The sequence below is a fragment of the Paraurantiacibacter namhicola genome (assembly GCF_001687545.1).
Lineage (GTDB): Bacteria > Pseudomonadota > Alphaproteobacteria > Sphingomonadales > Sphingomonadaceae > Paraurantiacibacter > Paraurantiacibacter namhicola.
The window spans coordinates 1055796-1068614 of sequence record NZ_CP016545.1; the positions used below are offsets into that span (position 1 = coordinate 1055796).

Consider the following 12819-nt stretch of genomic DNA (forward strand, 5'->3'; position numbering starts at 1 on the left):
TTTGCCTTTCGCGAGATCGCCAATTAGGCTTGGCCAGGGTCGCGCCAATCCGACTTGGGGGATGAGAATGAGTGAAGTTTCGAAATGCGTCCTTGCGGTGTCCGCATTGGCACTGGCGGCTTGCGGCAACAGCGACGCGACGGCGAGCGAAGAACCCGCGCCGGCGGCAGGAGCCAGCGCCGCGGAGGCATCTCCCCCGGCGACGCCTGCAGCTGGCCCCGCCGAAAAGCCCCTGATCCCGCGCCGCTTCCAGGGCCAGTTCGATTACAATTCGAGCACGGCCTGCCAGAATCCGGATACTTTCATGTCGATCGGCCCGGACTGGATCAGCAGGCAGGGCGGCGCGCCGGAGGCGGTGGTCACGGCACAGGATGTCGGCGGCAATTCCGTCGAGCTGGAATATGCGCCGGACCCGGAATATCCGGGAGAGGACCAGCGTTTCGGCCTCACCCTTTCCGCCAATGGCCAAAATCTGACCGTCAGCTTTCCGCAGATGTCCGGCATGAACTACGTACGTTGCGCCGGCAAACCGCGATCCAAGGCCGAGCTCGAACGGCTTCAGGCAGAGGCCGACAGCGGCATCCCGGCCAAATATCGCGGCCGCTGGAGCGTCGAGTCAGAAGCCGCCTGCACGGCGAACGACATTGACGATATCGTGGTCGAGAAGGACCGCGTCCGCTTACAGGACGGAGCCGTGACCAAGCTGTCCGATTTCGAGCGGATCGACAATTACAATTACCAGGCGACCGGCGCGTACACGACGAGCGATTTTGAGGGCGAGCCCTTCAAGCTGACCTTGCGGATCCGGGGCGAAGGGACCGTGCTGGTCTACGATATGTGGGAGCAGGGCACGACCGTTTACGACAGGCGTTGCGATTGAGCGGGCAGGGCTTCCTGCACTCCGCCGGGGTCGGGTGCGGGCGAGGCGTCCGCGCCCTCGCCCTCACCGTGTTGGGAGCCCTATGGCTGGCCGCGTGCAGCGTGGCCGCCCCCATTGCTGCAAGCGGCGCCGAGGAGGGCGCGCGGGCCAAGCGTATCGCGCTTAGTTTCGACGATATCCCGCGCCATGGGGGCGCGCTGATGAGCCGAGAGGAGCGCGTCCAGCTGATCATCGCCACCCTGGCGGATCGCAAGGTGAAACAGGCGGTATTCTTCCTGACGCCCGGCAATCTCGAACGAATGCCGGAGGGTGAGGGCCACATCGCGCGCTATGTCGCGGCAGGGCACGTCATCGCCAACCACACCTGGTCGCACCCGCATCTGTCCGAAATGGAAGCGCCGGATTACCTCGCCGATATCGACCGGGCCGAAGACTGGTTGCGGGGACGGCCGGGTTATCGCCCGTGGTTCCGCTATCCCTTCCTCGACGAGGGCCGCCGCGAAACCGCGCGCCGCGATGCCGTGTTCGCCGGTCTGGCGGAGCGGGGGCTGAGCCATGGCTACGTCACCGTGGATGCGAGCGACTGGTTCTGGGACCAGCAGATGTCCCGCACGATGAAGGCAGGCGAGCCCTTCGATGCGCTGGCCCTGCGCGACCTGTTCGTGGAGAGCCATGTCGGCGCGGCGAATTTCTACGACGGGCTGGCGCGCCGGACGCTCGGCCGTTCCCCCGCGCATGTCATGCTGCTGCACGAGGCGGATTTGACCGCGATGCACCTCGGCGCGCTGATCGATGCCCTTCGCGCCGATGGCTGGACCATCATCAGTGCCGACGAGGCCTATGCCGACCCCATCGCGGGCCTTGTGCCGCGCGTGCCTAGCGCGCAGGGAACGCTGGTGGAATTGCTGGCCTGGGAACGCGGGATGCCCGCTCCGCGCTGGTATGACAGGAACGATACAAAGGTCGCGCAGCGCCTCTATGACGAGCGCGTGCTGGGCCGCACGAGAACAGAGCCGGAGACACAATGAGCACTTACGAAAACATCCTGGTCGAACAGCGCGGCGCGGTTACGCTTGTGACGCTGAACCGTCCGCAGGCGCTGAATGCGTTGAACTCTGCCGTGCTGGGCGAGCTGATCGACGCGTTCGCCGCTTTCCAGGCCGATGACAGCCAGCGCTGCGCAGTGCTGACCGGCAGCGGTGAGAAGGCCTTTGCAGCCGGCGCCGACATCAAGGAGATGGTGGACAAGCCATCGGTCGATTTCTTCCTCGACGATCATTTCTCCGGCTGGCAGTCCGACCTCGTCAGCCGCACGCGCAAGCCTTGGATCGCGGCGGTCAACGGGTTCGCGCTGGGCGGCGGGTGCGAGCTCGCCATGATGGCGGACTTCATCATTGCGGCAGACACGGCGAAATTCGGCCAGCCGGAAATCAAGCTGGGCGTCGCGCCCGGCATGGGCGGCAGCCAGCGCCTGACCCGCGCGGTGGGTAAGGCGAAGGCCATGGACATGTGCCTGACGGGGCGCATGATGGATGCCGAGGAAGCCGAGCGGAGCGGGCTCGTCAGCCGCGTCGTGCCGCTGGATGGCCTGATGGAAGAGGCCATGAAAGCCGCCGAAGCCATCGCCGGCATGCCCGCCATGGCAGCCATGGTGAATAAGGAAATGGTCGACAAGGCGTTCGAGACCACGCTGGAGCAGGGCCTGCTGCTGGAACGCCGCCTGTTCCAGATCCTCACCGCGACCGAGGACAAGGTCGAGGGCATGAAAGCCTTCGTCGAGAAGCGCGAGGCGAACTGGAAGGGGCGGTGACTTTAGGATTGACACTCATCGGCGCTGGCTTGGCGCTCGCGTGGCTCGCGGCATTGGAACTAAGAGATCGACGCGAGAAGAGAGGCTATTTTTCCGACAGGTCGATTGCTGCTGGTAGCCGAGGTTCGAAGATCGCTCGTGGGTTGAACCGGATCAATGCAAATCTGACGGCGGTGCAATTTTCCTTAGCGGCTATCGCGTCAATCGTTGTCGGGGCCGTCGCTACATTTCGCAGTTACTAAGGATTTCAGTATGAAAATCGCCTTTATCGGGCTCGGAAACATGGGCGGCGGGATGGCCGCGAACCTGGTGAATGCGGGGCATGAAGTCCGCGCTTTCGATCTCAGCCCGGATGCGCTCGCAAAGGCGAGGGACAATGGCTGCACGCCCTGCGCCAGCATCCCCGAGGCGTGCGAGGGTGCGGAGGCCGTCGTCTCCATGCTGCCCAACGGCCAGATCGTGCTGTCCGCCTATACGGGCGAGGTGATTGGCGCGGCGCCGGACGGAGCGATCTTCATTGATTGCTCCACCATCGACGTGGCCACCGCGCGCGAGGTGGCTGCCAAGGCCGAAGAGGCAGGCTATGCCATGGTCGATGCGCCCGTATCGGGCGGGATCGCGGCGGCCAATGGCGGCACGCTCACCTTCATGGTCGGCGGCAGCGAGGAGGCGTTCAAGCGCGCCGAGACCGTGCTGTCCGCCATGGGCAAGGCGGTGATCCACGCAGGCGATGCGGGCAATGGCCAGGCGGCAAAGATCTGCAACAATATGCTGCTGGCGATCCACATGATCGGCACCAGCGAAGCCTTCGCCATGGCGCAGAAGCTGGGGCTGGACCCGCAGACCTTCTACGACATTTCCAGCGTCAGCAGCGGGCAGAACTGGTCCATGACCAGCTATTGCCCCGTGCCCGGCGTCGGCCCGCAATCCCCGTCGGACAATGATTACCAGGGCGGATTTGCCACCGGGCTGATGCTGAAGGACCTGCGGCTGGCGATGGATGCGGCCGAGACCTCCGATGCGGCCGTTCCGCTGGGTGCACGGGCTGCGGCGCTGTACGAGGATTTTGCCGGGGCGGGTAATGACGGGCTCGATTTCTCGGCCATCATCAGGACCTATTGACGCTTATCGCTGGGAGCGGATGGCCAGCACCAGAATGCCCGCGAGCGCGGCGGCGATGGCCACGCCCAGCAGCAGCGTATCGAAGGCCGCAGCAATGGAGCTGCCGTCCAGCAGGACGAGGGCGAAGGCGGGTATCATCACGCCCGGCAGGGTGTTGGTCAGGTTCATGACCCCCAGCAGCGTCCCGCGCGATGGGTGCCCTGTCAGCAGCTGGCCCACCAGCGCCGCGTCGATCGCCAGGAAAGCGGCGAGGAAGCCGCCGAACAGCGGATAGGCCACGGCCAGCACCAGCCATCCTCCGCCCTGTCCCATGGCCAGCAGGCATGCGGCAAGGGCGAGGGCGAAGATGCAGAGCGGCGCCTTGCGCCTGCCCAGCCTGTCCGACAGCCAGCCCCCGCCGATTGCGGCGACGAAGGAACAGCACAGGGCGGCCAAGGATATGCCGGCCAGGAAGTCTGTCGCCGTCCCGCCCGGCGGCGTGCCGAGGCGACCTTGCAGCGCTGTCAGGTACAGGAAGATGTATCCGGTCACGAGCGCGGCGCCAGCCTGCACGAACAGCCGCGCCCACCATGCCAGCATGAAGTCGCGGCGATGCCAGCGGGTGATGTCCGCAATCGCCACATCGCCCTCTGCCCGGCTGACCAGCCCTGCGAATGGCCAGCGCAGCAGCAGTGGCAGCATCAGCAGCGGGACCGCAATCGCCAGCAGCAGGAATGCGCCCGCCGCATCGCGCGGGAACAGCCAGCCCAGCACGGATACGCCGCCATAGCTGAAGGGGAGGGCGGCGTTCAGCATGCCCGCCACCCGGCCCTTGCGCGTATCGGGCACATGATCGGCCAGCAGCGCGCCCAGCGGGGCGAACATGACATTCAGCGCCAGCTGGAAGGTGACGAGGGCCGCGCCCAGCAGCAGCAATGTCTCTGCCGCGGCGAACAGCAGGTATGTCGCGGCCAGTGCCGCCGTGCCGATGGCGATTAGTCCGCGCCGGGTGCCTCTGCGCGCCAGCCAGCGGTCGCTCCACGCGCCTGCCGCAATATGCGCCCCGCTCGCCGTCAACCCGCCGATGACGAGCAGGATGCTGAGGTCGATTTCCGGCTGGGCGGACAGCGCCTCCACCCGCCGCGGCAGCAGCAGGACCAGCAGCGGCATGAAGCCAAGATGCGCCCCAAGCGAGGCGAGGGCGTATCGCGCCTCCCCCCAGCCGCCCGCGGGGCCGGACATTGCCCCTGAAGCTGTGTCGGTACCTGTATCTGTTGCTGGTGCGGGCAAGGGCGCGGTCTTCAGCCGCCGGGGCGGCGCATGGTGCTGTCGCGCTCCACCAGGCGGTGCGGCAGGATGAAGGCATCGCCCGTCCCGCCATCGCGCCTGATCTCGATCAGTTTCTCGCAGGCCTTGGCAATCATGGCCGCCGTGGGCTGGCGGATCGCGGTCAGCGGCGGCACGCTGAAGCGCACGCCCGGCGTATCCTCGAAGGTGATGACCGAGAGTGCTTCGGGCACCTGGATGCCCAGCCGGTCTGCCACGTGCATGGCGGCAAATGCCATCTGGTCGTTATCCGCGATGATCCCCGTCGGGCGGTCTTCGCGAGCGAGGACGTCGTTCAGCAGGTCGACTGCGATCTCGAAACTGAACTGCCCGTCCAGCACCGTCATCTCGCAATCGGCGCATTCGGCCGAGACTGTCTCGCGAAACGCTTCGACGCGGCGGCGGCTGGGCCCGTAGCCATCTGCACCAGCAAGATACGCAAGGCGGCGATGGCCGGTTTCCAGCAACAGGCGCGTTGCCTCGGCAGAGGCGGCTTCCTCGTGCATGGCGACGTCCACGCAATGCCCGCCATCGCGCTTGCCCACGCGCGCGCAGGCAATGCCGCGTTCCTTCAGCAGCTCCACCAGGTCGTCATTCGCGCTGTGCGGCGGCGTCAGGATCACCCCGTCCGGCATGATGGAGGACAGGACGTCGGACAATTGCTTGCGCGCCTTGTCCCGTTCTGCATCGATCAGGCGGAAGACCAGCGCATAGCCATGCTTTTCGCATTCGGTCATGCCGCCATACAGCATCTGGTCGACCCAATCGTTGCCGCTGCCCGCTTCCCAGTTTTCCAGCGTGCGCTGGCGATCATTGATGGCCATGATCAGGAAGGACTTGCCGCCGCCCATCCGGCGCGCCGAAAGGTTGGGGACATAACCAAGCTCGGCGATTGCCTGCTCGACCCGCTCCTTCACTTCCGGTTTTACGTTGGGGCCACGATTGATGACGCGGCTGACCGTCTGGCGCGAAACGCGCGCGACTTCGGCCACATCCTCGATCGTCACCCGCGATTTGCTGGCCATCCTGCCCGTCTCTCCAATCCCTGCGCCCAACTAGCATAGCGACTGCATCAAGTGAACGCTCACTTTGGACTTGTGAACGCTCACAATGACGCATAGCATCGCCGTGCACGGGACCGCGCCGGCCCCCTTTTAGGGTTTGCGCGCGTTGATCCGGCAAGAATAGGTATGCGTCGCCGAACTGGCGCAAGGGACGAGGGATACGATGAAAAAACTGCTGCTGGCCACCGCATGCGGGATCGCCACCATGACGACGGCTGCCTGCGTGCAGATGGACGCCGCGCCAGGCACGACCAGCGCGGTGATGGACGAGGATGCGTATATCGCAGACATCGTCTCGCGCATGACGACCGAACAGAAGGTCGCGCAGCTGATCCAGCCGCAGATCAATTCCTTCACGCCAGAAGACATGGCGCGCTATCGCTTCGGCAGTTACCTCAACGGCGGCAATGGCGGCCCCTATGGTGACGAGTTCGCACCCGGCCCGGAATGGCTGCGCTATGCGGACGAGATGTATGCCGCGTCTGTCCAGCCGCTGCCCGATGGCCAGCCGGTGATCCCCACCATGTGGGGCACGGACGCGGTGCACGGGCACACCAATGTGGTCGGCGCCACCATCTTCCCGCACAACATCGGCCTTGGCGCGACGCGCGATGCCGAACTTGTCCGCCGGATCGGCCATGCCACCGCGATCGAGATCGAGGTTACCGGCATCGACTGGAACTTCTCGCCCACGGTTGCGGTGGCGCAGGACGATCGCTGGGGCCGGACTTACGAAAGCTATTCCGAGGATCCGCAGCTGGTCGCCACCATGGGTGCGGCGCTGGTGGAGGGCCTGCAGGGCAAGAAAGGCAGCGAAGATTTCCTCGGCACCGGACGCGTTATCGCGACGGCCAAGCACTTCTTCGGCGATGGCGGGACCGATAACGGTGTCGACCAGGGCGAGGTTACGGGCGATATCGGCGCGCTGAAGTCGATCCATGCCGTGCCTTATCCCGCCGCCATCGATGCGGGCGTGGAAAGCATCATGGCCAGCTTCAACTCGATCAACGGGCGCAAGATGCACGGTAATGAGGAGCTTCTCACCGGCGTGCTGCGCGGTGAAATGGGCTTTGACGGGCTGGTCGTGGGTGACTGGAATGGCCACGGGCAGGTGCAGGGCTGCACTGTTACCGATTGCCCGCAATCGCTGCTGGCGGGTCTGGACATCTACATGGTGCCCGACGACTGGCGCGGCCTGATGCAGACGTTGGTGATTCAGGTCGAGAACGGCACCATCCCCATGGCCCGGCTGGACGAGGCAGTGACCAGCGTGCTGCGCGTGAAATACCGAGCCGGCCTGCTTGGCCCGGATGTGAAGCGCCCATCCGAGCGCGGATATGGCGGCCGATTCGAGATGCTGGGCTCCCCGGAGCACCGTGCCATTGCGCGCGAGGCTGTGGCGAAGTCGCAGGTCATCCTGAAGAACAACGGCGTGCTGCCGCTGGCCAAGGGCGCGAACGTGCTGGTGGCGGGCAGCGCGGCGGACAATGTCGGCATTTCGTCCGGCGGCTGGACGCTGGAATGGCAGGGCATGGCAGAGGCCGACGATGCGCTGTTCCCCGGCACCACCAGCATTTGGGACGGGCTGCGCGATGCAGTGACCGCCGATGGCGGCAAGGCCGTTCTGTCTGCCGATGGCAGCTTCACCACGCGGCCCGATGTCGCCGTGGTGGTGTTCGGCGAGAAGCCTTACGCGGAATTTGCCGGCGACAAGCCCGATCTCGTCTTCCGGGACGAGGAAGGGCTCACACTGTTGCGCCAGTTCCAGGCGCAGGGCATTCCCACGGTCGCCGTATTCCTTTCGGGACGCCCGCTGTGGATGAACCGCGAGATGAATGCATCGAGCGCCTTCGTCGCATCCTGGTTGCCGGGCAGCGAAGGTGCGGGCGTGGCCGATGTGCTGACGGGCAGGCGCCCGGCGACCGGCCGGCTGTCCTTCTCCTGGCCCGCCGATTGCGGCGGCACGCCGGTGAACGGGCCTGAAGGCGCGCTGTTCAACTTCGGCTATGGCCGCGCGCTGACCGATACCTCCGCAACCCCGCAGCTGAGCGAGGAATGCTCGGCGCTGATGATGGGGCCATCCTCCGAATGGTTCGGGCAGGGCCGCCTTGCCGATGGCGTGACCGTGAGCGCAGGCGAACAGGGCCTGATCAACTTCACGGGCAACACGGGCGGCATCCGCGCGCGCGGCGTGGACCGGAATGCGCAGGAAGATGCGCGCGAAGTGACCTTCTCCGCCGGGTCCATGCTGCGGATCGAGGGTGAGGGCGAGGGTAATGCCTATCGCATCACTTACGCGATCGACCAGCGGCCTTCCGCAGCCTTCACCGTCACCAGCGGCAGCAGCACGCTGAATATCGCGCAGGGCCTCAGCATCGCGGAAGGCAAGGGCTACCGCGAGATGGTGCTGACGAAGCAGTGCCTGGCGGACCTTGGCAACATGCTGGAAATGAAGTCTGCTGGGCCGGTCACTATTCGCTTCGCCACCATCGAACGGGTGGAGCTGGGCGAAGGGACCGAGTGCTCCTTCTGACGCGGCCGCCGGTTTCGCGCTGACCCTTTTGCGGCTTGTCGCCCGATGCGGCGCACGCCATGGTTGCCCCATGGCCGCCGCGCATCGCGGCGTGGCACTGCGTGAAGGGAATGACGATGGATCTGCGCCGGGTTGACGAGAATTTCGCTGTGGCCCCGCAGGTCCAGCCGCAGGACATGCAGGCGCTGGCCGATGCAGGCTTCGTCGCGGTGATGTGCAATCGCCCCGATGGGGAGGAGCCGGGCCAGCCTGACGCTGCCACCATGCGCGCAGCGGCGCAGGAGGCGGGCCTTGCGTTTCACCATGTGCCGGTCAGCGGCGGCGCTTTCCCGCCCGACGCGCTTGAACAATTTGCCAGTGTCCGGCGCGAAGCAGGTGGCCCGATGCTGGCCTATTGCCGGTCAGGCACGCGCTGCATCACCATGGAAACGCTGGCCAATCCGCAGGGCCTGACGGTCGATGAGCGGCTGGAACGCGCTGCGGCTGCCGGGTACGACCTTGCCGGACTGGCGCCGCATCTGACGGACTAAACCTGCCAAGACGGAACTTCGCTAAGCGCCCGGTCATTCAGAAAGGGCACGCTTGAATTTGCGGGCGATATTGGTTACAAGTGTAACTAAATCGTCTCAGGAGTTTCCATGTCCGATCTGTTTGAAAATCCCGCCGGCCTCGATGGCTTCGAATTCGTCGAATTCTGCGCGCCCGAGAAGGGCATGCTGGAACCGGTCTTCGAAGCGATGGGCTTCACCCACGTCGCCACGCATCGCAGCAAGGATGTGCACCTGTGGCGGCAGGGCGCAATCAATCTGATCGCCAATTACGAACCGCGCAGCGCCGCATGGTATTTCGCGCGTGAGCATGGCCCCAGCGCCTGCGGCATGGCCTTCCGCGTGAAGAATGCCGCCTCCGCCTGGGAGCACCTGATGGATGCGGGCGCAGAGCCGGTGCAGGTCGAAACCGGCCCGATGGAGCTGGCCATTCCCGCCATCCGCGGCATCGGCGGTGCTATCCTTTACCTGATTGACCGCTATCCGGACGAGAATGGCGAGGGCCTGTCGATCTATGACATCGATTTCGAATATCTGCCCGGCGTGGACAAGAACCCGGAAGGCGCGGGCTTCCAGCTGATCGACCACCTGACGCACAACGTCTACACGGGCCGCATGGCCTATTGGGCCGATTACTACGAGACGTTGTTCAACTTCCGCGAAATCCGCTTCTTCGACATCAAGGGCGAATATACCGGCCTGACGTCCAAGGCGCTGACCGCGCCGGACGGCAAGATCAAGATCCCGCTGAACGAGGAAGGCGAGGGCGGCAAGGGCCAGATCGAGGAATTCCTGCGCGAATTCAACGGCGAGGGTATCCAGCACATCGCCCTGATCACCGACGACCTGCTTGGCGCGTGGGACCGTTTGAAGGACCTCGGCGTGCCCTTCATGACCGCGCCGCCGGAAACCTATTACGAAATGCTGGACGAACGCCTGCCAGGCCATGGCGAGCCGGCGGACCAACTGAAGATGCGCGGCATCCTGCTGGACGGCACCACGGAAGGCGGCCAGCCGCGCCTGCTGCTGCAGATCTTCGCAGAAGCTCAGGTCGGCCCGGTCTTCTTCGAATTCATCCAGCGTAAGGGTGACGATGGCTTCGGCGAAGGCAACTTCAAGGCGCTGTTCGAAAGCATCGAGCGTGACCAGGTGAAGCGCGGCGTGCTGGGCGATGGCGTGAAGCCGCAGCCCATCGAGGAGCCTGCCGAATGAACGACCTGGCAAACCATCCCGTCAAGCTGGGCGGCGTCCATCACGCCGCCTATCGCTGCCGCGACGCCAAGGAGACGGTGGAGTGGTACCAGCGCGTGCTGGGCATGGATTACACCAGCGCATTCTCCGAAGACCACGTTCCTTCCACGGGCGAGTACGATCCGTACATGCATGTCTTCCTGGATGCCGGGAACGGCAACATCCTGGCCTTCTTCGAACTGCCCAACCAGAAGGACATGGGCCGGGACGAGAACACGCCGAAATGGGTGCAGCACCTGGCCTTCCGCGTTGCCTCCGAAGAGGAGCTGCTGGCCGCGAAGGAGCATGTGGAAGGCCTCGGTATCGATGTGCTCGGCCCGACGCATCACGGCATCTTCAAGTCGATCTATTTCTTCGATCCCAACGGCCACCGCGTGGAGCTCGCCGCCGATATCGGCACGGACGAGCAATATGCCGAGCTGAAACGTGTTGCCATGCCGATGCTGGACGAATGGTCTGAAACCAAGAAAGCCCCGCGCCATGCGGATTGGCTGCACGAAATTGCCCGCAAGGAGCATAACCTTTGAAACTCGCATCCCTGAAACATGGCCGCGACGGCAAGCTCGTCGTGGTCAGCAAGGACCTGTCCAGCTACGCCGATGCCGGCGATATCGCCCCCACCATGCAGGCGGCGCTGGATAATTGGGCAGAAGCAGAGCCCAAGCTGAAGGCCCTGTATGAAATGCTGAACGATGGCGAGGTGAAGAGCCAGCCATTCGACCAGGCGCAGGCCCATTCCCCGCTCCCGCGCGCTTACCAGTGGGCGGACGGTTCCGCCTATATCAACCACGTGGAGCTGGTGCGTAAGGCGCGTGATGCCGTTGTACCGGAAAGCTTCTATCATGATCCCCTGATGTACCAAGGTGGTTCTGACGATTTCCTGCCCCCGCGTGCCGACATCCCCCTGGGCGATGTGAAATGGGGCTGCGACATGGAAGGCGAAGTCGCCTGCATCACCGACGATGTGCCCATGGGCGTATCGAGCGAAGAAGCGGCGAAGCACATCAAGCTGCTGGTCGTCCTGAACGACGTTTCGCTACGCGGCCTGATCCCGGGCGAGCTGGCCAAGGGCTTCGGCTTCTTCCAGTCGAAGCCTGCCACGGCATTCAGCCCTGTCGCCATCACGCCGGACGAGCTGGGCGATGCCTGGAACGACAGCCTGATCCACCTGCCGCTGAAGGTCGATTACAATGGCGAGCCCTTCGGCCGCGCACAGGTGGAAGACGATGCGACCTTCAACCTCGCCGACCTTGTCGCCCACGCGGCCAAGACGCGGAACCTGGGTGCAGGCTGCATCATCGGCAGCGGCACGATTTCCAACAAGGGCGAGGATGGCGGCCCGGGCAAGCCGGTGGCCGAAGGCGGCCGTGGTTACAGCTGCATCGCCGAAATCCGCATGATCGAGACGATCTATGACGGCGAGGCCAAGACCCGCTTCATGCGGCCCGGCGACACGGTGAAGATCTGGATGGACGATGCCGATGGCAATTCCATCTTCGGCGAGATCGACCAGACAGTCGTCGAAGCCTGACCTTTTGCCTCAATCCGCGTCGGGCTGGTTTTCCGGCGCGGCGCGGATGAAGGCCTCGTGCTCGGCCGCGCGCGCGTCGATTGCCAGCAGGCGCGGGAATGCGCCGAGGTCCACGCCGAAACGGCGCGCGGAGTAGATCTGCGGGATCAAGCAGCAATCGGCGATGCCCGGCGTATCGCCATAGCAGAACGCGCCGCCGTGGCGCTCCACCAGCACCTCCAGCGCGGCAAACCCATCCTGGATCCAGCGCGCGATCCATTCCAGCTTCTGCTCCTCACTCGCACCCAGCGGGCCGACGAGCTGCTTCAGCACGCGTAGATTGTTCAGCGGGTGGACGTCGCAAGCGATCAGGTCCGCCATGCCGCGGGCAATCGCTCGTTCCGTGGTGCCTGCGGGTAGCAGCGCGGGTTCTGGATACGTCTCCTCCAGCCATTCGATAATGGCCATGGACTGGCTCAGCTGCGCGCCGTCCGGCGTCTCCAGCACGGGGACCAGCCCTTGCGGATTTTGCGCGGTAAAGCCTTCGTCCTTATGCGCCCCGGCGCGCAGGTCGACCGGCTCCTGCCTGTATTCCAGCCCCTTCAGCTCCAGCGCGATTCGCGTGCGGTGGGAGGTTCCGCTGCGCCAATATCCGCGAATTATCAGGGTCATGGGCTTTCCTTTCCTTGCGCGCTCAACGTCTGCGCGCACCTATCGTTTCGTCCGGCCAAAATCGCGGGACAAGCCGCAAAGCCAGCTTTATGGCCGTGACCGGTATCAATCGAAACGAGTAGCG

12 protein-coding genes are annotated in these 12819 nt (G+C 64.8%); 9 read left to right on the forward strand and 3 right to left on the reverse strand.

Annotated features, from left to right (window positions below; genetic code table 11):
* Positions 1-67: 67 nt before the first annotated feature.
* The 4 genes from A6F65_RS05090 (at position 68) to mmsB (ending at position 3812) form a co-directional block, all read left to right on the forward strand.
* Positions 68-880 (forward strand): hypothetical protein, encoded by an 813-nt coding sequence (locus A6F65_RS05090; protein WP_157093063.1) that lies wholly within the window; start codon positions 68-70, stop codon positions 878-880.
* Positions 877-1908, forward strand: a complete 1032-nt coding sequence (locus A6F65_RS05095; protein ID WP_237164890.1) for a polysaccharide deacetylase family protein — start codon at positions 877-879, stop codon at positions 1906-1908. Before A6F65_RS05090 ends, A6F65_RS05095 begins: the two co-directional genes overlap by 4 nt.
* Positions 1905-2690, forward strand: a complete 786-nt coding sequence (locus tag A6F65_RS05100) for an enoyl-CoA hydratase-related protein (RefSeq protein WP_067786524.1) — start codon at positions 1905-1907, stop codon at positions 2688-2690. The genes A6F65_RS05095 and A6F65_RS05100 overlap by 4 nt, the downstream gene beginning before the upstream one ends.
* Positions 2691-2942: 252 nt before the next feature.
* Positions 2943-3812 carry a 3-hydroxyisobutyrate dehydrogenase gene (gene mmsB / locus A6F65_RS05105; protein ID WP_067786526.1) on the forward strand — a complete coding sequence of 290 codons (870 nt, stop codon included), beginning with the start codon at positions 2943-2945 and terminating at the stop codon, positions 3810-3812.
* Positions 3813-3815: 3 nt separating this feature from the next.
* Here the strand turns inward: mmsB and A6F65_RS05110 are convergent, their stop codons facing one another.
* Both A6F65_RS05110 and A6F65_RS05115 read right to left on the reverse strand, forming a co-directional pair.
* Entirely contained in the window at positions 3816-5033 is a 1218-nt protein-coding gene (locus tag A6F65_RS05110; RefSeq protein WP_083989244.1) for an MFS transporter, read from the reverse strand.
* A gap of 59 nt (positions 5034-5092) precedes the next feature.
* Entirely contained in the window at positions 5093-6142 is a 1050-nt protein-coding gene (locus A6F65_RS05115) for a LacI family DNA-binding transcriptional regulator (RefSeq protein WP_067786530.1), read from the reverse strand.
* A gap of 202 nt (positions 6143-6344) precedes the next feature.
* Between A6F65_RS05115 and A6F65_RS05120 the strand changes: the two genes are divergently transcribed.
* The 5 genes from A6F65_RS05120 to A6F65_RS05140 all read left to right on the forward strand — a co-directional run bounded on the left by A6F65_RS05120 (position 6345) and on the right by A6F65_RS05140 (position 12044).
* Positions 6345-8714: a glycoside hydrolase family 3 protein gene (locus A6F65_RS05120; RefSeq protein WP_083989246.1), complete on the forward strand. Its 2370-nt coding sequence runs from the start codon at positions 6345-6347 to the stop codon at positions 8712-8714.
* Positions 8715-8824: 110 nt separating this feature from the next.
* Positions 8825-9244: a protein tyrosine phosphatase family protein gene (locus tag A6F65_RS05125; RefSeq protein WP_237164906.1), complete on the forward strand. Its 420-nt coding sequence runs from the start codon at positions 8825-8827 to the stop codon at positions 9242-9244.
* 108 nt (positions 9245-9352) lie between these two features.
* Positions 9353-10474: a 4-hydroxyphenylpyruvate dioxygenase gene (hppD, locus tag A6F65_RS05130; RefSeq protein ID WP_067786532.1), complete on the forward strand. Its 1122-nt coding sequence runs from the start codon at positions 9353-9355 to the stop codon at positions 10472-10474.
* On the forward strand, positions 10471-11040 hold the full coding sequence (locus tag A6F65_RS05135; RefSeq protein WP_067786534.1) for a VOC family protein: 570 nt from the start codon (positions 10471-10473) through the stop codon (positions 11038-11040). Before hppD ends, A6F65_RS05135 begins: the two co-directional genes overlap by 4 nt.
* Positions 11037-12044: a fumarylacetoacetate hydrolase family protein gene (locus tag A6F65_RS05140; protein WP_067786536.1), complete on the forward strand. Its 1008-nt coding sequence runs from the start codon at positions 11037-11039 to the stop codon at positions 12042-12044. The genes A6F65_RS05135 and A6F65_RS05140 overlap by 4 nt, the downstream gene beginning before the upstream one ends.
* Positions 12045-12053: 9 nt before the next feature.
* Here the strand turns inward: A6F65_RS05140 and maiA are convergent, their stop codons facing one another.
* Positions 12054-12695, reverse strand: coding sequence for a maleylacetoacetate isomerase (gene maiA, locus A6F65_RS05145; protein ID WP_205631902.1), 642 nt, complete (start codon positions 12693-12695; stop codon positions 12054-12056).
* Between the last annotated feature and the right edge of the window lie 124 nt (positions 12696-12819).

Coding starts and splice junctions, on each gene's coding strand:
- A6F65_RS05090 (WP_157093063.1), top strand. CDS start 68: ATGAGTGAAGTTTCGAAATGCGTCCTTGCGGTGTCCGCATTGGCACTG.
- A6F65_RS05100 (WP_067786524.1), top strand. CDS start 1,905: ATGAGCACTTACGAAAACATCCTGGTCGAACAGCGCGGCGCGGTTACG.
- mmsB (WP_067786526.1), top strand. CDS start 2,943: ATGAAAATCGCCTTTATCGGGCTCGGAAACATGGGCGGCGGGATGGCC.
- A6F65_RS05110 (WP_083989244.1), bottom strand. CDS start 5,033: ATGTCCGGCCCCGCGGGCGGCTGGGGGGAGGCGCGATACGCCCTCGCC.
- A6F65_RS05115 (WP_067786530.1), bottom strand. CDS start 6,142: ATGGCCAGCAAATCGCGGGTGACGATCGAGGATGTGGCCGAAGTCGCG.
- A6F65_RS05120 (WP_083989246.1), top strand. CDS start 6,345: ATGAAAAAACTGCTGCTGGCCACCGCATGCGGGATCGCCACCATGACG.
- A6F65_RS05125 (WP_237164906.1), top strand. CDS start 8,825: ATGACGATGGATCTGCGCCGGGTTGACGAGAATTTCGCTGTGGCCCCG.
- hppD (WP_067786532.1), top strand. CDS start 9,353: ATGTCCGATCTGTTTGAAAATCCCGCCGGCCTCGATGGCTTCGAATTC.
- A6F65_RS05135 (WP_067786534.1), top strand. CDS start 10,471: ATGAACGACCTGGCAAACCATCCCGTCAAGCTGGGCGGCGTCCATCAC.
- maiA (WP_205631902.1), bottom strand. CDS start 12,695: ATGACCCTGATAATTCGCGGATATTGGCGCAGCGGAACCTCCCACCGC.